The organism is Massilia atriviolacea (assembly GCF_003953935.1).
Lineage (GTDB): Bacteria > Pseudomonadota > Gammaproteobacteria > Burkholderiales > Burkholderiaceae_D > Telluria_A > Telluria_A atriviolacea.
On the sequence record NZ_RXLQ01000007.1, the window covers coordinates 84,983 to 103,449 of the forward strand.

The window sequence follows — 18,467 nt, forward strand, 5'->3', positions numbered from 1 at the left end:
CTTATTGCCTTACGGCGGCGGCTGGCAAAAGCGGATGCGGTTGCCGAAAGGATCGCCGACCTGCATCACCCTGCCCCACGGCAAGTCATCCACGCCGGGGCGCGCGTACGGATAGTTCTTCGCGATCAACTCCCGCTGCAGGGTGTCGATATCGCCCACATGCACGAAGATGGTCGAGCCCGGCGTGGCGTCGCCATGATGCTCGCTCAGGTGAATCACCAGGTCGCCGCGCCGCACCTCCATGTACAGGGGCATGCCGTCCTCGAAACGGTGCTCCCACTCGCAACTGAAGCCGAGGAAGTCCAGGTAGTGTTCCCTGGCTTTTTGCTCCGAGAAAATGCGCAGGATGGGAATGGCTGGGGAAATCGTCATGCGTCGCTCCTGATGAAGTTGATCCGGCCAGCCTGCGGCATCCGTCGCGACTTGTCAACGCAGCCCGCGTCGATGTCCGCCACCGTCTTGGGCAGGCCGGCACGCCCTGGTCGATCCGCTTTTGCGCCGGCGAAAAGCGCCCGCTGAAGGGGAAGGTGCGGGTGTTGTCGGACGCGTAGCCGTCGAGCTCGCAGCCTGCGTCGATGAGCAGCAGCTCGCCGTCGCGCATGACGCTGCGGCCCGGATTGTGGTGCGGCACGCAGGCATGCGCGCCTGCCGCCACGATCGTCCGGCGGGCCGGGGCGGTGGCATGCCTGGCGGGCGAGATCATGGCCGCATTGCGGCCTCTGCGGATGGCAGCCTGACGCCGCGCCAGGAGGCAAACACATCAGCGCCGCAGCGAGGGGAATTTCCAGAGCAGGACCAGGGTACCGATCAGGGCCATGACGAAACCGATGGCGCCCGCGCCCAGCACGGCGCTCACGATGCCTTCCTTGGGATCGCGCGTATCGAATTCGGTCTTGAACACGCTATCGTCCGGCTTGCCGGTGGCAAAGGCGACCTGCACCGGCGATGCCGCCATTTTCTCGGCTTCCTCCGGCGTATCGAACCATTCCGTGTCGATCTTGAACGTGGCGCCATCGACGATATAGCTGTAGTTCACCTGATAGGTGACGCGGCTCTTCTTGGTTTTCTTGGTGATGCCATCCGGCGTGGCCAGCACGAAGACCGGCGACTTGGCAATGGCGTTATGGGTATCGATCTTCTTGATGTTGACCCAGGTAAAGACGGCAAAGGCCAGGGCAAAGAGGACGAGGAAGGTGAGGAGCGGTTTCTTCATGATGACTTACGGATATTATGTAGTTAAAAACGCAACAAGTATCCCATGCTCACCGTAAATACGCTCGCAATTTATTGCATTTTTGCGATTTTTGTTTCATTATTGCAACATGGGAAATTGGCTCACCATTGCCGCTTCATCGCCCTACGTCGTCGATCATGTGGTCAACGCCGTCCGATGGCCCGTCGGCCATTCCCGCCTTGCCGCAGGCGGACAGCGAGCCTGGCCCCAGCCTGCGGCTGCACGCCTCATCGTACGGCGCCCATGCCGCGATCGTGATCGACCGCGCCAGCCTGGTCGCCATCGGGCCGGCGTCGATTGTCGAGTTGCCGCTGGCGTGGCTGGAGCGGGCATCCATCGATGTCGAGCGCAGTTGGCAGTAGAATGCACGCCTTTTCATCGTTTTGGCATCCGACAGTGCGGCCTATGTTCTCTTCCAGCTATTCTCACCGCGCAGCGGTGGTGTTGTTCACTTCCCTGGTCATGGCGGGTTGCGCCGCCAGGCCGGAGACGCTGCGGCGTCCCGCCAATGAGCGGGTCTTGCAGATCAAGGAGACTGTGACATGGAAGCTGGGGTTCTGGGACGTCGCCCTGGTCCCGGGAACGTATGTCGAAAAATACGAGGATGATGCAGGAGCCTACTTCATGGGTCCCCCCATGTGCGTGTATATGGCAGGCCGGCCTCGCAAAGAGGACGCCCTGGCCGGCAACGCGTGGGAATGCGGCATTCTGCTGCCGAAAAAGCCGGGCAATGAACCGACCGTGGTTCATATTATCGGAACACAGCGGCCATTGACCGTGTTTCATGCGGACGACACGCCCGATTTTTCGGCAGTTGCGCCACGCGCGCCGCGCCCGGACGGCACGTTCGACGTCAGCACGACGATCAACAGCATGCCTGTCCTGACCGTCCCGGGGATTGCCGCGGGAGCCCTGACCGGCGCCGCCCTGGGAGCCATCCTCGAGGCCGAACAAGGTACGTTCAGGGATTTTAAAACCCAGCCGGCCAAAGGCTGGCTGGTGCAAACGCCGGCCAGCGCAGCGGAAGCGCCTGCGCGCAGCGGCGTTCCGTAAGCGCAGCGCGCCTTCGCCCCATCTGCGACAACTCAGGCGGCGTCCGGGTCGAAGAAACGCCGCGACAAACCGCTACGCCCAGGAAAAAACTTGAAGAAGGGGCGCGCCTGGTCGATGGTCGCCGCCACCGAGGGGCGGTCCATCAAGCGCTCGACATACGCCGCCAGTTGCGTATGCCGGGGCGGCGGCGGCACGTAGGCCATGGCGTAGAACAGGGCGGGCGCGGCGGCGCAGTCGGCCATGCTGAAGGCATCGCCGGCGATCCAGCTGCGGCCCTCCAGCTGACGGTCGATGAAGGCGTAGGCCGTCGCCAGGCCGGCGCGCGCCTGGGCCGTGGCGCGCGGGTCGCGCTCGCCTTCGGGGCGCAGCAGGTCGGCGGTCAGCGCCTGCATCGGCGTCATCACGTACAGGTCGGACAGGCGGTCCCAGAGGCGCACGTCGAGCGCGGCGTCGGGCGCATCCGGGATGAGCGTGCGGCCGTTGCGGGCATGGTGGCGTTGCAGGTATTCGATGATGATGCTGGTTTCGGGCACCGGACGCGCGCCGTCCGTCAGGAGCGGCATCTTGCCTGTGGGGCACAGCGTCAGGTGCGCGGCGCGCTCGCCGGGGTCGCCCAGGTTGAGCAGCCGCTTCTCGACCTCGATGCCCAGTTCGTCGAGCGCGATCAGCACCTTGTGGCAGCAGGAAGACAGGGGGTGGTAGTGCAGCGTGAGCGCATTCATGAGACGGCCTTTGCTTGTCGAAAATGGCAAGTATGTGCCCGATCTCGCGCCGGGTCAAAGACGGCCAGCGCACGTGGTGGGCTGCTCATGCCGTCCGGCGCGGATAGCCGATCCCGGCCGCATCGGCGTAGGCGGCGTCGACGTCCGCATCCGGGTTGAGCTTGCGGATCATCGCGCCATCCAGGGGAACATGGCCGAACACGGCGGACACGGTGTCAAGGTCGACCGGCACTTCAAAATACGCCTCGGCCCACGCCTTGTAGGCCGATGGCCCGGCGACCAGGAGCGACAGCATGTCGCCCGCACCGTCATCCTCGCGACCGCCTTGCACCTTGTGCCAGCTCGCCTCGTCCGCGCCGCGCCAATAGCAGAACGTCGCGTCCTGCATCGAAAAAGCCGGCTCGTTCAGGAATGCCGAAAATGCGCCGGGAACCTGGGCCTGCAGCATTGCGCCGACATGCTTGTCGCTCAATTCGTGGGCAAATCCTTTCAGGGCGGCGCCAGCCCGATCGAACAGCAGGAACCAGTCATCTCCGCAGCCGTTGCGCATCGACGCCATGTGCATGCCCGGCGCCCAGGCCTGGTCGAAACTGACATACCGGTATTCCCATTCCGGGCAGAGAATCGCATCGAGCATGGCCAATGAGCGGGTTCTGGCGCGCAGGTCGGAAATCGAAGGCAGGCAGATTGGTGTCATGTCCATCCGTGGTCGCAACAGGGCAAAGAAAAGCCCGGGCTTCCGGCGAAGAACGGGCTTTCGTCAAACAATACGGCGTTTCCGGACTTAGAACGGTTGTACCTACCTGCGGACGTAAACAACCATGTCAACAACTGCGCCGTGCCCGTAGCTTAGGGCTCCCTGCGCACCTTTCACTGGGCAATCTGCCCGCGCTTTGTAAACAACGTGGCTCCTCTACATCTTGAAGCCATGGCCAGCCTTGTTGAGCGCTTCGTTGAGGTGGGCGGCCATGGAATTGAAAACCTGGCCGACTGTATTTTTAAGGTACTCCGCAAACTTGGGTTCGCGCAGCGTGCGCGCAAGCGTGTCCGCATCGATAAACCTGGTCATCTGCTCCACGAATGGTTTCCCGTCGATGAGATCGGGAAGCCTGCTGATCGCGTCCTCAAGCAGCTGCGCGTAGTCCTCGATGTGGTAGTCTTCGATCTTGCGCTCCACGAGACTCGGATCGAGCTTGGCCCCCTGCTGCTGAAGCCAGGCGATGTCCCAGATGTCCCGGTACCGGATGTTCTTGACAGACGCCGGAAAGGCCACCACCTTATCCGCGAGAATCTCGTCGATCGACTCTGCAATGACTAGCACTTGGCCGTAGCCGAGCAGGAAGTCGTAGTTCTGGCGGAGCGGGACCAACTCACTGGTATATGCAGGGATGTTCGCGATCTCAAGCTTGATTCGTTGGCGTGGCATGTCGCGCTGCTCCGGCGACGTCTCGACGCTCACTTGCCACTTGTCGACGCGGACGTTTTCGTAGTCAGGCAAGGTGGCCATCTCCTTCGGCTCCTTGACCTCGACGACGAGTCCGTATCGTGCGCCGAGATGCTTCTCGATGCAGGCCTTGATAGCCTCCATTTTTTGCGAGGTGAAATCGCGGCCACCAGCGAAATCGAGATCCTCGCTAAAACGACTTGATCCGCGGCACAGACGCAAGGACGTGCCGCCCTGGAAGACCAGGTCCTTGAGGAGGCCAGCCGCATCAAGCGCGTAAAAAATATCGTAGTGAAGGATTTCCTTCTCCACCACGGGGCGCATGGCAGTGCGGCCTGGCTGCTGCATCGCGACGTCGACTAGTTCGTTAAAGTTTTCAGTCATTGTCAAGCTCATTCATGTCGATCATGTTGGTATTGCGGCCGGCGCGCATGAGGTCCGCCACCGCGGCTTGCCTAGTGGCGATGCGCAGTGGCCGCCCTTTCACCGAGACAGTGCGCGCAATGAGCTCCGCCGGCCTGCGCTTCGTATGGGTAAACTCGATGGTTCCATATGGCGTCTCGTAGAGGCCATTCGCGCCCGTGGTCATGATCGTGACGCGGCTCACGGGCACTTGGGAGATGATGCCGTATTCGGACAGAATTGACTCCCTGGTCACGTAGGAAAAATGCCCCCTACGTAGAACTGAGGCGATGTCCTCGATGACCTGGCCCTTTTTGGACTTGGCCATGGTGCTGACGTAAACGCCCTTGGCAACCCGCTGCAGGAGCCCATCGAACACCAAGCGCTGCAGCGATTTCTCGAAAGCTTTCTCCTTTTCATAGGGAAAGGCCTTGGCGAGGTCCCCCTTGGAGAGGACGTACACACCAACGCGATCCAACGCAGCTAGCTTCTTAATGGCTTCCATCTTGTTCATAGCAAACTCCTCGGCTACATCCTTGGTGCCATCATACCCTAATGATATGTAGGGTATCAACCAACTTAAACAGATTTTGTTCGAGTTTACCTGTGTTCTGTTAGCGCCAGCATTTCCGACAAGTCTACTAAGTTACAGACCTGAATCGCCCCGGGTTGTGAGGAGGCTCCATTATTTGAGAGAACGGAGTCATCGAGCGCGCCGTGCGCATGGGCAGCGAAGCGGGCAGCCGGTACGAGTCACACTGGGCTGCCATTCCCGTCGATCGCGGCCAACATCTGCTGTACGCCCGAGACGCTGCGCCGCTGGGTACGCCAGCAAGAGCGTGATACCGGCCAGCGTCCCGGGCCGACAACTGCTCAAGAGGAGCGCGTCAAGGCCCTTGAGCGCGACGACGTGCTGACCGTCGACATCGAGCGCGTCTGGCAGGCGAACTTGCAGGTCGACGGGGCCGAGAAGGTGTGGCGCCAACTGCGGCGTGAGGGAAAGGACGTGGCCCGCTGCACGGTGGCGCGCTTGATGCGCAAGGCCGGCCTGCGCGGCGTCATGCGCGGCAAGGTTGTGCGCACGACGGTTGCCGATGCCAAGGCGCCATGTCCACGCGACCGGGTCAACCGGCAGTTCAGGGCGCAGCGGCCGAACCAGCTATGGGTCGGCGATTTCACCTGCGTCGCGACATGGCAGGGTTTCGTCTATGTCGCCTTCGTCATCGATGTGTTTGCCCGGCGCATCGTCGGCTGGCGGGTGAGCAGTCCGATGCGGACCGGCTTCGTGCTCGATGCGCAGGGGCTCGCAATATGTGTCGATAAAGTACAGCGAGCGCTTGGCTGAAGCCGGCATCGATCCATCTGGGGGCAGCAAGGGCGACAGTTACGGTAACGCCCTGGCCGAGACCATCAACGGGCTCTATAAAGCAGAGTTGATCTAGCGCCGCGCTCCCTGGAAAACGCGTGAGGCCGTCGAACTGGCCACGCTGGAATGGGTGTTCTGGTTTAACCACCACCGTCTGCTGGAACCACTCGGCTATATACCGCCAGCTGAAGCTGAGGAAAACTATTACAAGCAAGAGAACAGTCAAGCCATCCCGGCCTGACTCACACTAACCGGCCTCCACGAAAGCCGGGGCGATTCGGTTGCCACCCCAACTGGCATTGATTGGTTAGGTTACCAACAGTCGAGACTTGCACTCCCACGTCGCGCATAAGTTCTCAGCTCATCAATACCGTGAACGGATCGGTTACTCCAAATTAAACGTGCGGCTACATTCCTGCAGGGCTTGCTTGCTGTTAGTGAAATTAAAAACATACATTATCGCTCATGCATACTTTCATGGCGCGGTTACAAACCCGTGCAGACGCCACCAGCCTATGCACACAGCCCGGCGATATCGCGTATCAATTCGCTCAGGGCAATCGGGTCGAGCGTGGACAGGCTTTCTGTCGGCGAAGGAAAACCGTCCCGGTTGGCCTTGCCGTACTGTACGAAGGCGAGCGTCTGCTCCGGATTCTCGGTAAGATTGCCCGTATAAATGCCGGGACCAAAGGAAAGCATGGCCGCCTTGTCAGTGCCGATCGGCTTGCAGAAGTAATACATGCAGCCGTGGTCTTCCGCACTGCCGCGGCGCCAGCCCCGGTTGACCAGACCGAGTATCCGGCCGGTCGGCACCACCTTGCCCTCCCACCTCTGCAATGTGCACCCGTCCAGCTCGTCTGCTTCAGCGCGATAGCTGTCGCGGCCGAGCTGCGCGAATGGCTGCAGCAATTCGTAGTCGGCGAAAAGCTGGCCAAAGGCAGTAGCGTCACTGGCGGGCAGTTCCAGCGCATGAGGAATGCCGATCCGCACGTCGGAACCGCCGGGCAGTACAAAATCCTCGTCGCCGGCGCCGGTATAGAAGCCCTCCGGCGTCACCCGGAAACAGGCGACCAGGCGCGCCCGCTCCTGCGCCACCTGCTGGTACACGCCCCATACCAAGCGTTGCACAATGTGGCGCAGCAGCGGATGCTGCGCCAGGACGGCCACGAAGACTTCGGCAGTCCAATGACGTGGCGTGCACATCGCGCACTCGAGCCGGAACACCTGCTGCGCCGCGATCACCTTGGCATCCTTCTTTAGCAGCTTGAAGCGCGCCACCGCTTCTGCCGCCAGGGCCTGGTCGTCGCTGGCTTTCGGTTTCGGCAGGTCTTTCAGGCGCGCCCCGCTGTCGTCGCGCACATAGGGATTGAGCGTCTCGTCAAAGCCGACCGTAAACCGGCGCGGCCCGAAGTCCAGTTCGAGCTTGCCGTTATCGTCCAGCCCCAGGTCCGGCGCCAGCCGGTCCTCGAGCTCATCGATGCTCAAATTGCGCGCTTCGGCGATCTGCTCGATCTTGGCCCGTGCGCGGTCTTGCAGGGCCTTGAACTTGAGTTTTTTGGCGATGCCGTTCAGGAGCATGAGCGCCGTATCGGTGCCGATGGCAGCCAGTATGTCCAACCCTGCTGCCGCGCGTGCGTGTTGCGACTGGCCGGGCCACGCCCGCACCAGCGGCGTCAGTTTGCGCGCGCTGTGATCGTTGCCCAGCATCCCCAGCGCGAGAAAGGCCCAGCCCTCCTTGGCCGGGGCGCCGGCGTCCATCCAGGCCATGAACAGATCCCAGGCGAAAGCGTCCAGCGAATCGGACGTGCACGCGGCCTTGACGTCGACGATGCCGGCGTAGGGGCCTTCAATGGTGGGAAAGCGCAGCATGGTCCCGAGATGGTCGAGCGCCTGGTCGGGCAAGCCCTTGCCACTAGCGGCGAGGATTGGACGGGTCCATCCGGCCGGCTGCCAGAAATCGGGCGCCTTGATGCGCTTGTCGGGGTAGCGCTCGAGCGGATCTTCGTCCAGCAGCGCGCGCACGCGCAGCGCTACGGCCGGATCGGGGTAGCGCTTCGCCACCGCCATCAGCAGAGCGTCGTGGCCTTCCGCCGCGAGCAGGCGCAGCGCCAGCACTGCGCAGCGGCGCTCCGCTCCAGGCGCCGCGAGCGCATACGCGATCAGGCCGCAGGCGGCATGTTCGGGAAACGCCAGCAGCCACTGGCGCGCGGTATCGCGCACCGTCTTCAGCTCTGCAAAGGCACGCGCGACGGGCAGCGCCAGTTCGATCGCCCCCAGGTGCAGCGCGAGGTGGAGCGTTTTCAAGGCACGGAACGTGCAGACGAGGACCATGCCGGGGATCGCGCCGACACCTGACCGGGCAAGGACAAAATCGATATCGTAGTCCTCCTGGCAGGCTAGCTCATTCCAAAACGCCAGCCCCGTTGGCTGCGGCATCAGCATGGCGCCGCGCGCACTGAAATAAGGGCACTCGTCGCGGCTGTCGCGAAGCTCGATCCACAATGCGGCCAGGTTAGCGCCATCGTGCTTCGCCAGGCAGCGCGCGACACGGTCAGTGTTCTTCGTGCCGAGGCGGAACCAGTCGATCAGCCCAGGCAAGTTGCCCAGCTTTTCGCTCAGCGTCCGGTCCCACTCGCTCGGCACAAGGAGGGCCTCGCGTTCGCCCTCGGCCCACTGTTCGACAGGCGCCAGGTCCAGCAGATCGAGCTCCATCGGTGCCGGTGCGCGGCGCCCTGGCACCGTCCATGGCGCCACGGCCAGCACCCGCGGCAAATCGGCCGGCCCGGCCAGATCGGCGCGCCCGCCAATTTGCGCGCTCAATATGTCGATGACCTTGTTGGCCTCGTCCGAGAGCCATGGCCTCAGCGCGGCCAACATGTCGGCTTGGCTGCGCAGCAAGGTCGCGAGCATGGGCGCGAACGCCGTCATGACCTTGCGCTCGGCGCCGATCATCTCGCTCAGCCCGGCAATGCCAGCTAGCGGCCAGCACTGCACGGCAGCGGTGAAGCGCGCCATCGCCTCTTTGCCGGTCCTGCTCGCCCCGGCCAGCGCGCGCATGGACGAAGGCGTCCCGATACAGGCCAGGCCCTCGGCAGCCAGGTCATTTTCCGGATACGCGACCAGCAGCGCCTCGGCAGCGAGGCCGCGTTCCTGCAGCAGCGTGGCGACCAGCCGGGGGTAGGTGAAGCCCGATTCAGCGCCACGGTATGAGGGCGGCGCATATGTTGTCAGGCGCACGGTTTCCGGCGAGCTTGCCCCCAGTTGCAACCAGTACGCGGGCGTAAAGTCCGGAGTGGCCGCGTAGTCCCGTATCAGCTGCTCGCACCAGCCGGGCTGCTCGGAAAACAGCAGGCCGAACAGTGGACGGCGCTTGACCGGCAGGCCGGGCACGGCTGCCTGGCAAAGCGCCAGGCATTGATCCCAGGTAGCTTGGTCGGCATGGGCCAGGTGTGCGCGATAGGCCAGTTCGGTGGCCGTGTAAATACCGTTATTCGTGTAGTTGAAGGCATTTTCGTCGGCGTCGGTGAAGCTGAAGTAATACCCATTCGATTTGTGCTCGACGGTGCAGCTCCAGCGCTCCATCTGCAACAGCACGTCCAGCGCGTAGGCCAGGCCCTTGCGGGCCACCAGAAAATCGACGAATGCCGACCCGGTGCTGCGCGCCGCCTTGCTGTAGGAAGGTAATTTTGCTTCGGCTGCAAGCAGTATCGCGTCCGATTCGAGCGAGCCTTCCCATTGGTCCTGATGGAAGCGTGTAGCAGCCTCGTTAACGGCGGGTTTGAAAGCCTTGGAGGCCACGTCGTACTCGGGATAACAAAAGCTCTCGGCCATCGCTTCGCAAAATTTGTCCCACAGTTTTGCCAGGTCGTTGCCTGGCTTTTTGCCGGGAAAGCGGCGTGACGGCAGCGCCAGCGCGGCCAGCTTCGGCGGTATGACGACGAGGGTGTCGAGTGCCAGCCACGGGGCGATAGCAGTGCGCGCGCCAGGGGACGCGGGCGCTGCCTCAACCGGAGCGATGGGTTCCGGCGTCACACGTGGCGTCGCTGCCTCCGCAGCCGGCACCGGCGCTGCGACAGGGGCACCGGCACCTGTTTCGACATATCCCTTTGCGGTCTTCTCCTTGACCAACTTGGCCAGCGCGGCAGCCGCCTTGGCCGCATCGGCATGAACCTTGGTCTGGCGCTGGCCGGTCGTACCGAATTTGCCAAAGCAAACGTCAAGCTCGCAATCATCCTGTTCAATGCTCCAGAATTTCCGGGATGTGCCGTCGTCAAACTCGAAATGCCGCATGCGTTCCGCCTTCATGTTGTGTGCGTCGGTCAAACTAATAACATTGTATTATCGCTCATGTATATCGGCAGGCGCGGTTACAAACCCGTGCAGTGGCCGACTGTCCTAAATGCACAGTATGGTGAGGTCTCTCCAGGAGAATCGGGCACCATTCGATCGCTGCTCAAAAGCGCGCGCAAGTCCCATAATATTTACGCGCTTTTACAAACCCGCTAACAGCTTCGGTAATCAGCGGCCAGGTCAAGCCTGTTTCCTTCATGGATTGGAAGCCGATGAACGGCAGATGAAGCGCGAAGTCCATTTTCTCAAGCGAGACCCCCATCCGCTGCGGCACCATGGTCGAGCTGAACATGTTTGGCTCAACACGGAACAGTTCATCGGCAAGTGACTCCTTTTGGCACACGTCCAAGGCGCGTATCGATATGATGGCGCTTGAAAGCGCCGCACGAAAATGCGGCTCATTTCAATTGCCTTCCCGAGACCCGCCGCAAAGCCCGTGATCCAGTAAGAACGGAGTCAGACCCTGCTGGACTCCCAATATTGTTAGACTGCGTTCTCGGCAATAGGCGCAGTCCGGGAAGATCGAAGTTGATGGTCAATCGCCAATCGTTTCGCTTCTTCTTCAACGTATTGCTACCGAAAAATATCTTTTCTTGGGCGGTTCATGTCCATCACGCATGGTAGACATCCGGCGTCAAGGTGAGTTTCTTAGGAAGGCCACCGCGTACTTTGCGAGGGAGTCGCTGCCCGGTACGCGTTCATGAAGTCGCTGCGACTCGACTACCCACTTAGTCTTCGACGTGTCGCGCAGCGGATACTACGCGGCAGTGGACCGCCCGCCGTCCCAGCGCGCGCAGGACGATGAGCGGTTGAAGGTGGCGATCAAGGCTGCTTGTTTACGTCGTGCGCGGGTACGTGCAAGTGCCAAACCGTTGTTTACATCTAGACCGTCCCATAATGAAAAAAACCCCTGTAACTTCAATCAATTACAGGGGCTTATTTACATTACGGCGTTAGGTACGTACTAAAACGGAATGTCGTCATCCATGTCCGAGAAATTCGGCGCCGGTTTCGGTGCCGGACGGGCTGGCGGCGGAGGCGGCGCCTGGCGCTGTGGCGCCGGACGGCTCTGCTGCGGCGCATCGTAGCCGCCATCGTCCATGCCGCCGCCACCGCCGGCGTCGCCGCCCATGCCCTGGCGTCCGCCCAGCATCTGCATCTGTTCGGCAACGATTTCGGTCGCGTACTTCTCGACGCCATCCTTGTCGGTGTATTTACGGGTCTGCAGGCGGCCTTCGACGTAGACCGAGGAACCTTTTTTCAGGTACTGGCCGACGATTTCAGCCAGGCGGCCGAAGAAGGAAATGCGGTGCCATTCGGTCAGCTCTTTTTGCTCGCCGGTATTGCGGTCCTTCGATTTGTACGAGGTCGCGACGGCGATGTTGGCGATGGCGTCACCGCTGGGCATGTAGCGGATTTCCGGATCGCGCCCCAAATTGCCGACGATGATGACTTTATTGACTGATGCCATGTATTACTCCTGTTTGAACTGCTGCGGCGGGCGTCCCGCGGCGCGATGATGTTTTGCCAGACGAGGATTATATGTCAGCCGGGATGCCAAATGTCTATTCTACGCGGCGCCCTCACCCTCCCCGCCGCGCCGCCTGACCACGCGCACTGTCAAGTCAGACAACAAAACCGGCGCGGAGTTCCGCCCTTGTCGACACGTCATCCGTTTGCTGGCGGCATGAATACTGGTATTATATACAGTGAAAATAAAATACAAAGCTGCACAATCCCTGAGCAAGATCAATACGCCCCTGGCGCAACTGCGGACGCGGCAATCGTCCCCGCAGACGTCGCTTTCGAAACACAGCTATAGTATGAGCTGACCCGTTTAAGGCACACAACACATGGAACAGATCCGCATTCGCGGCGCACGTACGCACAACCTGAAGAACATCAATCTCGACCTGCCCCGCAACAAGCTGATCGTGATCACCGGCCTGTCCGGCTCCGGCAAGTCCTCGCTGGCGTTCGACACCCTGTACGCCGAGGGGCAGCGCCGCTATGTCGAATCGCTGTCGGCCTATGCGCGCCAGTTCCTGCAGTTGATGGAAAAGCCCGACGTCGACCTGATCGAGGGCCTGTCGCCGGCCATCTCGATCGAGCAGAAAGCCACCTCGCACAATCCGCGTTCGACGGTCGGCACAGTCACCGAAATCCACGATTACCTGCGCCTCCTGTACGCGCGCGTCGGCACCCCTTACTGCATCAACCACCCGGACCACGCGCTGGCCGCGCAGACGGTGTCGCAGATGGTCGACGCGGTGCTGGCCATGCCCGAAGAGACCAAGCTGATGATCCTGGCGCCGGTGGTGGCCAACCGCAAGGGCGAGCATAGCGACCTGTTCGCCGCGATGCAGGCCCAGGGCTTCGTGCGCTTCCGCATCCAGAGCGGCACCCATGAGGCCAACATCTACGAAGTCGACGACCTGCCCAAGCTGAAAAAAACCGAGAAGCACACCATCGACGTCGTCATCGACCGGGTCAAGGTGAGCGCGGAGATCAAGCAGCGCGTGGCGGAAAGCTTCGAGACCGCGCTGCGCCTGGCCGACGGGCGCGCCGTGGTGCTCGAAATGGACGGGGGAGCGGAACACGTCTACTCCAACAAGTTCGCCTGCAACACCTGCGGCTACTCGCTGCAGGAGCTCGAACCGCGCCTGTTCTCCTTCAATAATCCGATGGGCGCCTGCCCGGAATGCGACGGCCTCGGTCACATCGAATTTTTCGACCCGCGCCGCATCGTCGCCTTCCCCAACCTGTCGCTCGCTTCGGGCGCGGTAAAGGGCTGGGACCGGCGCAACCAGTTCTACTTCCAGATGCTGTCGAACCTGGCGGCGCACTACGAATTCGATATCGACATGCCGTTCGAGCAGCTCGACCTGGCCTCGCAGCAGGCGGTCCTGTACGGCTCCGGCAAGACCTCGATCCCGTTCACCTACGTGAACGAGCGCGGCCGCACCGTGATCCGCGAGCACACCTTCGAGGGCGTGGTCAACAACCTGCAGCGGCGCTACCGCGAAACCGACTCGATGGCGGTCAAGGAAGAACTGGCGAAGTTCATCAACGAGAAGCAGTGTCCCTCGTGCGAAGGCGCGCGCCTGCGCGTGGAAGCGCGCTACGTCAAGGTCGGCACCGGCAAGCAGCAGCGCGCCATCTACGAGGTCGCGCGCAAACCGCTGCGCGAGTGCCTGGACTTCTTCGAAAAGCTGACCCTCAAGGGCGCCAAGAAAGAAATCGCCGACCGCGTGGTCAAGGAGATCGTCTCGCGCCTCAAGTTCCTCAATAACGTGGGCCTCGACTACCTGTCGCTCGACCGCAGCGCCGATACGCTCTCGGGCGGCGAAGCGCAGCGCATCCGCCTGGCCTCGCAGATCGGCTCGGGCCTGACCGGCGTGATGTACGTGCTCGACGAACCGTCGATCGGCCTGCACCAGCGCGACAACGACCGCCTGATCGAGACCCTCAAGCACCTGCGCGACATCGGCAACAGCGTGCTCGTGGTCGAGCATGACGAAGACGCGATCCGCACCGCCGACTACATCGTCGACATGGGCCCGGGCGCCGGCGTGCATGGCGGCGAGATCATCGCCGAAGGCACGCTCAAGGACATCCTCAAGAACAAAAAATCGCTGACCGCGCGCTACCTGAATGGCACGCTCGGCATCGCGGTGCCCAAGAAGCGCCACGTGGCGGACAAGAACAAGCAGGTGGTGATCACCGGCGCCACCGGCAACAACCTGAAAAAAGTCACCCTCAAGCTGCCGGTCGGCCTGATGACCTGCGTGACCGGCGTCTCGGGTTCGGGCAAGTCGTCGCTGGTGAACGACACGCTGTACCCGGCCCTGTCGCGCCACCTGTACGGCTCGCAGACCGAACCGGCGCCGCACGATGCGATCAGCGGGCTGGAACACTTCGACAAGGTCATCTCGGTCGACCAGGCCCCGATCGGGCGCACGCCGCGTTCGAACCCGGCCACCTACACGGGCCTGTTCACGCCGATCCGCGACCTGTTCTCGGGCGTGCCGGCGGCCAAGGAGCGCGGCTACAGCGCCGGGCGCTTCTCGTTCAACGTCAAGGGCGGGCGCTGCGAAGCCTGCCAGGGCGATGGCGTGATCAAGGTCGAAATGCACTTCCTGCCCGATGTCTACGTGCCGTGCGACGTCTGCCACGGCAAGCGCTATAACCGCGAAACGCTGGAAGTGCAGTACAAGGGCAAGAACATCACCGAAGTGCTGGGCATGACGGTGGAAGAAGCGCACGAATTCTTCAAGCCGGTGCCGCTGATCGCGCGCAAGCTGCAAACCCTGCTCGATGTGGGCCTGGGCTACATCCGCCTCGGCCAGAGCGCGACCACCCTGTCGGGCGGCGAAGCGCAGCGCGTCAAGCTCTCGCTGGAACTGTCCAAGCGCGACACCGGGCGCACCCTGTACATCCTGGACGAACCGACCACCGGCCTGCACTTCCACGATATCGACCTGCTGCTCAAGGTGATCCACCGCCTGCGCGACCAGGGCAATACGCTGGTCATCATCGAACACAACCTCGATGTGATCAAGACCGCCGACTGGATCGTCGACCTCGGTCCCGAAGGCGGCGCAGGCGGCGGCAAGATCATCGCCGCCGGCACGCCGGAAGAGGTGGCGGCCAATCCGGACAGCGTCACCGGCAAGTACCTGGTGCCGCTGCTGGCGTAAAAGGATAGCGATGCGCGTTCTGATCATGGGCAATTCGGGATCCGGCAAGTCGTGGCGCGCGCGCGAGCTGGCCGCGCAGCACCAGCTGATCCACCTCGATCTGGACACCATTTACTGGACCCCGGGCGCGGTGGCGGTGGCGCGGCCGGCCTACGCAGTGCTGGCCGACCTGTACGGATTCGTGCGCAGCCATACCGACTGGGTGGTGGAAGGCTGCTACGGGGACCTGATCGAAAAGGCGCTGCCGTTCTGCACCCAGCTGGTATTCATCAATCCGGGCAAGGATGCCTGCATGGCCAACAACGCGCAGCGCCCGTGGGAGCCGCACAAGTACGCGTCCAAGGAAGAACAGGACAGCATGCTGCCCTACCTGATGAAATGGGTGGGCGAGTACGACGTGCGCGACGACACCTGCTCGTATGCCTTCCACCGCCGCGTGTACGACGCCTTCCAGGGCGCCAAGCGCGAAGACGCGCCGCTGTCGGGCGACGCCGCCTGAAAAGACACAATCAGGCGGGCGCCGCGTTGTCGCCGAACAGCGCCGCCAGGGCGGGCGCTTCCAGCAGCGGTCCGGCCAGGTCCAGGCTGGCGTTCCTGCTGTTACTGCTGTTACTGCTGTTACTGCGCGCCGGCGCTCCAGCCGCCGCCCAGCGCGCGGTACAAGGCCACCAGATTGTTCACCTGGTTCTGGCGCAGGGTCACCGCATTGAGTTCGACCTGGTACAGATTGCGCTGCGCATCGAGCACTTCCAGATAGGAGGCATAACCGGCCTGGTAGCGGTCCCTGGCAAAGTCCAGCGTGCGCGCCAGGATGTCGCGGCGCTGCTGCGCATGCGCCATCTGGGCTTGCAGGCGCGTCACGCCGCTCAAGGCGTTTTCGACCTCGCTGAAAGCGGCCAGCACCACGCCGCGATAGGCATACGCCGCCTGGTCGCGCTGCGCGCTAGCCACGTCCACCTGGGCGTTCAGGCGGCCGGCGGAGAAGACCGGCGCCAGCACGCTGCCGCCGAGGCTCCACACGGTCACGGGATCGTAATCGCGGCCGTTGGTAAACAGCTGGCCGAACTTGGCGCTGATGGTCACGTGCGGCAAAAATTCGGCGCGCCGCACTGCCAGCGTGGCGTCGCTCGCGGCCAGCAGCAACTGGCCCTGCGCCACGTCGGGCCGGCGCGCCAGCAGGCTTGAGGGAAGCGCCGCCGGCACCGGCAGCAGCGGCAGGTCCTGGAAGCGGCGCTCGCGCGGCAGCGCGCCGGGCAAGTCGCCGACCAGCACGCGCAAGCTGTTTTCCTGGCGGCGAATCGCCAGTTCGAGTTCCGGAATCGCTTGCAGCACCGCTTCGTTTTCGTTCTGCGCCTGCGTCAGCTGCAGCTGCGAGGTGTAGCCCACGCGCGCCTGGTCGGACGCGAGGCGCAGCGCTTCGGCGCGCGAGGCGGCGGTCCCTTTGGTGATCTCGAGCTGGGCATCGAGCGCCAGCAGGCCGACGTAGGCCTGCGCCGTGCTGGCCGCCACCGACAGCGCCACGCCATCGCGCTCGGCCTGGGTGGCCTGGTACTGCAGCGAGGCGGCGCGCGACTGGTCGCGCAGGCGGCCGAACAAATCGAGCTCCCAGCTGGCCTGCAACTCCGGTTGCAGCGAGCGCGCATTGACCAGCGCCGCGCCGGCCGGCGCACGTGCCGACGCCGCGCCCAGCACCGCGTTGACGGCCGGCAGCGCAGCCGAATCGGCCACGCTCGCCAGCGCGCGCGCCTGCTCCACGCGCGCGACGGCGGCGAGCAGGTTGGTGTTGTGCGCCAGCGCCGCTTCCACCAGATTCGTGAGGGTCGGGTTGCCGAAGGCGCGCCACCACTGCGCGTCGACCGCCGCCTTCCCGGCAGGGCCGTCGCGCCAGGCATCGGGCACGGTGATGTTCGCGAGCGGCGGTGCGGGACGCAGGGCCGGCATGCAGGCGCTCAGGCCGCAGGCGGCGCCGGCGGCCAGGAACAGGCGGCGCCTCACGGCTGCTGCTCCGCCGCGCCGGCGGTATCGACCTTGACGATCACCGACATCCCGGGACGCAGGCGGCGCGCCAGTTCCTGGTTCGGATCGATGGCGATGCGCACCGGCAGGCGCTGGACCACCTTGGTGAAATTGCCGCTGGCGTTATCGGCGCGCAGGACCGAAAACTCGGAGCCGGTGGCCGGCGCGATCTGCTCGATATGCCCGCCCAGGGCGGCGCCGTTGAAAGCGTCGACGGTGAACGTGGCGCGCTGGCCGATGCGCATTTTCCAGGTCTGGTTTTCCTTGAAGTTCGCCACGATCCACATGCTGTCGGGGACCAGGAACAGCAATTGCGAGCCGGCCGTGACGTACTGGCCCAGGCGCACCGACGCCTCGCTCACCTGGCCGTCGCGCGGCGCCTTGACCACCGTGTTGGACAGGTCGATTTTGGCCAGCGCCAGCTGCGCTTCGGCGGTCTTGACCTGCGCTTCCAGGCCGCCGCGCGAGACCGTGGTGGCCTTGACGGTTTCTTCGGCGATCGCGATATCGGCCTTGGCCTTGAGCACATTGGCGCCGGCCAGCTGGGTCGTCATGCGCACGCGGTCGCGCTCGTTGAGCGACACCGATCCCTTGGCCGCCAGCTCCTCGACCCGTCCCAGTTCGGCGCTAGCGCGATTGCGCTCGGCCTGCACCGCCACCAGGGTGGCGCGCGCGGCGCCGCCACGGGCGCGGTTCTGGGCCTGGGTCTGGGTAAAGTTGTCCAGCGCGGCGATGGCGCCGTCGCGCTGGGCCTCGGCCTGCTCCACGCGCGCCTTGTAGATGCGGTCGTCGATGCGCAGCAGCGGCTGGCCGGCCTTGACGAACTGGAAGTCCTTGACCAGCACGTCGGCCACATAGCCATTGACCTGCGGCGCGAGCACCGTGATCTGGCCGCGCACATACCCGTTGTCGGTCTGGACCAGGGTACTGTCGAAGGGACCGAGGCGCCAGGCCCACATGATGAGCACAATGCCGACCAGGGCGACGCCGGCCATCAGCACCACGGTCCACGGCTTGGGCTTGATGTATTTGGGTGGCGGCTCGGGTGCCACCGGCACGGCGGCCGGCGGAATCGGGGCGCCCGTGTTGCTGGAGTCGCCCGGCAGCGGCGGATTGGCCTCGCCTGAGGTATCGTCGGCAGCGGGCTCGCCGCGCGAAGGAGGAAGTGGATTGCTCATGG

At 63.4% G+C, this 18,467-nt stretch carries 15 protein-coding genes and 3 pseudogenes; 6 read left to right on the top strand and 12 right to left on the bottom strand.

Annotated elements, in window-relative coordinates; all coding sequences use genetic code 11:
- Positions 1-9 precede the first annotated feature (9 nt).
- The 3 genes and pseudogenes from EJB06_RS14480 to EJB06_RS14490 form a co-directional block, all read right to left on the bottom strand.
- Positions 10-372, bottom strand: a complete 363-nt coding sequence (locus tag EJB06_RS14480; RefSeq protein ID WP_126074748.1) for a glyoxalase superfamily protein — start codon at positions 370-372, stop codon at positions 10-12.
- Positions 373-544: 172 nt separating this feature from the next.
- Positions 545-703 (bottom strand): annotated as a pseudogene (locus EJB06_RS14485) (M24 family metallopeptidase); the annotation flags it as partial.
- 57 nt (positions 704-760) lie between these two features.
- Positions 761-1,213, bottom strand: a complete 453-nt coding sequence (locus EJB06_RS14490) for a hypothetical protein (RefSeq protein WP_126074749.1) — start codon at positions 1,211-1,213, stop codon at positions 761-763.
- Positions 1,214-1,371: 158 nt separating this feature from the next.
- On the opposite strand from EJB06_RS14490, the gene EJB06_RS14495 reads away from it, so the two are divergent.
- Entirely contained in the window at positions 1,372-1,596 is a 225-nt protein-coding gene (locus EJB06_RS14495) for a hypothetical protein (RefSeq protein ID WP_126074750.1), read from the top strand.
- Between the two features lie 43 nt (positions 1,597-1,639).
- Positions 1,640-2,287 carry a hypothetical protein gene (locus tag EJB06_RS14500; protein WP_126074751.1) on the top strand — a complete coding sequence of 216 codons (648 nt, stop codon included), beginning with the start codon at positions 1,640-1,642 and terminating at the stop codon, positions 2,285-2,287.
- A gap of 32 nt (positions 2,288-2,319) precedes the next feature.
- Here the strand turns inward: EJB06_RS14500 and EJB06_RS14505 are convergent, their stop codons facing one another.
- From EJB06_RS14505 to abiEi, 4 genes are all read right to left on the bottom strand, one after another.
- Entirely contained in the window at positions 2,320-3,009 is a 690-nt protein-coding gene (locus tag EJB06_RS14505) for a glutathione S-transferase family protein (protein WP_126074752.1), read from the bottom strand.
- A gap of 85 nt (positions 3,010-3,094) precedes the next feature.
- Positions 3,095-3,652 carry a hypothetical protein gene (locus EJB06_RS14510; protein ID WP_126074753.1) on the bottom strand — a complete coding sequence of 186 codons (558 nt, stop codon included), beginning with the start codon at positions 3,650-3,652 and terminating at the stop codon, positions 3,095-3,097.
- Between the two features lie 270 nt (positions 3,653-3,922).
- The gene (locus EJB06_RS14515) at positions 3,923-4,837 is read right to left on the bottom strand and encodes a nucleotidyl transferase AbiEii/AbiGii toxin family protein (protein WP_198420835.1); all 915 of its coding nucleotides are present in this window, start codon (positions 4,835-4,837) and stop codon (positions 3,923-3,925) included.
- Positions 4,830-5,369, bottom strand: coding sequence for a type IV toxin-antitoxin system AbiEi family antitoxin (gene abiEi / locus EJB06_RS14520; protein WP_126074755.1), 540 nt, complete (start codon positions 5,367-5,369; stop codon positions 4,830-4,832). Before abiEi ends, EJB06_RS14515 begins: the two co-directional genes overlap by 8 nt.
- Positions 5,370-5,578: 209 nt before the next feature.
- Here abiEi and EJB06_RS14525 point away from each other — a divergent pair.
- Positions 5,579-6,462, top strand: a pseudogene (locus EJB06_RS14525) (IS3 family transposase).
- 272 nt (positions 6,463-6,734) lie between these two features.
- Here EJB06_RS14525 and EJB06_RS14530 read toward each other — a convergent pair.
- Both EJB06_RS14530 and EJB06_RS14535 read right to left on the bottom strand, forming a co-directional pair.
- Positions 6,735-10,544 carry a DUF4132 domain-containing protein gene (locus tag EJB06_RS14530; RefSeq protein ID WP_126074756.1) on the bottom strand — a complete coding sequence of 1,270 codons (3,810 nt, stop codon included), beginning with the start codon at positions 10,542-10,544 and terminating at the stop codon, positions 6,735-6,737.
- A 130-nt stretch (positions 10,545-10,674) separates the two neighbouring features.
- Positions 10,675-10,863 (bottom strand): hypothetical protein, encoded by a 189-nt coding sequence (locus tag EJB06_RS14535; RefSeq protein WP_126074757.1) that lies wholly within the window; start codon positions 10,861-10,863, stop codon positions 10,675-10,677.
- Positions 10,864-11,223: 360 nt separating this feature from the next.
- Between EJB06_RS14535 and EJB06_RS32540 the strand changes: the two are divergent.
- A pseudogene (locus tag EJB06_RS32540) lies at positions 11,224-11,446 on the top strand (IS3 family transposase); the annotation flags it as partial.
- Positions 11,447-11,535: 89 nt separating this feature from the next.
- On the opposite strand, the gene ssb reads toward EJB06_RS32540, so the two are convergent.
- On the bottom strand, positions 11,536-12,042 hold the full coding sequence (gene ssb, locus EJB06_RS14540; RefSeq protein WP_126074758.1) for a single-stranded DNA-binding protein: 507 nt from the start codon (positions 12,040-12,042) through the stop codon (positions 11,536-11,538).
- A gap of 382 nt (positions 12,043-12,424) precedes the next feature.
- Between ssb and uvrA the strand changes: the two genes are divergently transcribed.
- Both uvrA and EJB06_RS14550 read left to right on the top strand, forming a co-directional pair.
- Positions 12,425-15,271, top strand: coding sequence for an excinuclease ABC subunit UvrA (gene uvrA, locus EJB06_RS14545; protein ID WP_126074759.1), 2,847 nt, complete (start codon positions 12,425-12,427; stop codon positions 15,269-15,271).
- 10 nt (positions 15,272-15,281) lie between these two features.
- Positions 15,282-15,770: a P-loop NTPase family protein gene (locus tag EJB06_RS14550; protein WP_126074760.1), complete on the top strand. Its 489-nt coding sequence runs from the start codon at positions 15,282-15,284 to the stop codon at positions 15,768-15,770.
- Between the two features lie 119 nt (positions 15,771-15,889).
- On the opposite strand, the gene EJB06_RS14555 is transcribed toward EJB06_RS14550, so the two are convergent.
- Positions 15,890-17,266 (bottom strand): efflux transporter outer membrane subunit, encoded by a 1,377-nt coding sequence (locus tag EJB06_RS14555; protein ID WP_229427087.1) that lies wholly within the window; start codon positions 17,264-17,266, stop codon positions 15,890-15,892.
- The gene (locus EJB06_RS14560) at positions 17,263-18,465 is read right to left on the bottom strand and encodes an HlyD family secretion protein (RefSeq protein ID WP_126074761.1); all 1,203 of its coding nucleotides are present in this window, start codon (positions 18,463-18,465) and stop codon (positions 17,263-17,265) included. The genes EJB06_RS14555 and EJB06_RS14560 overlap by 4 nt, the downstream gene beginning before the upstream one ends.
- Between the last annotated feature and the right edge of the window lie 2 nt (positions 18,466-18,467).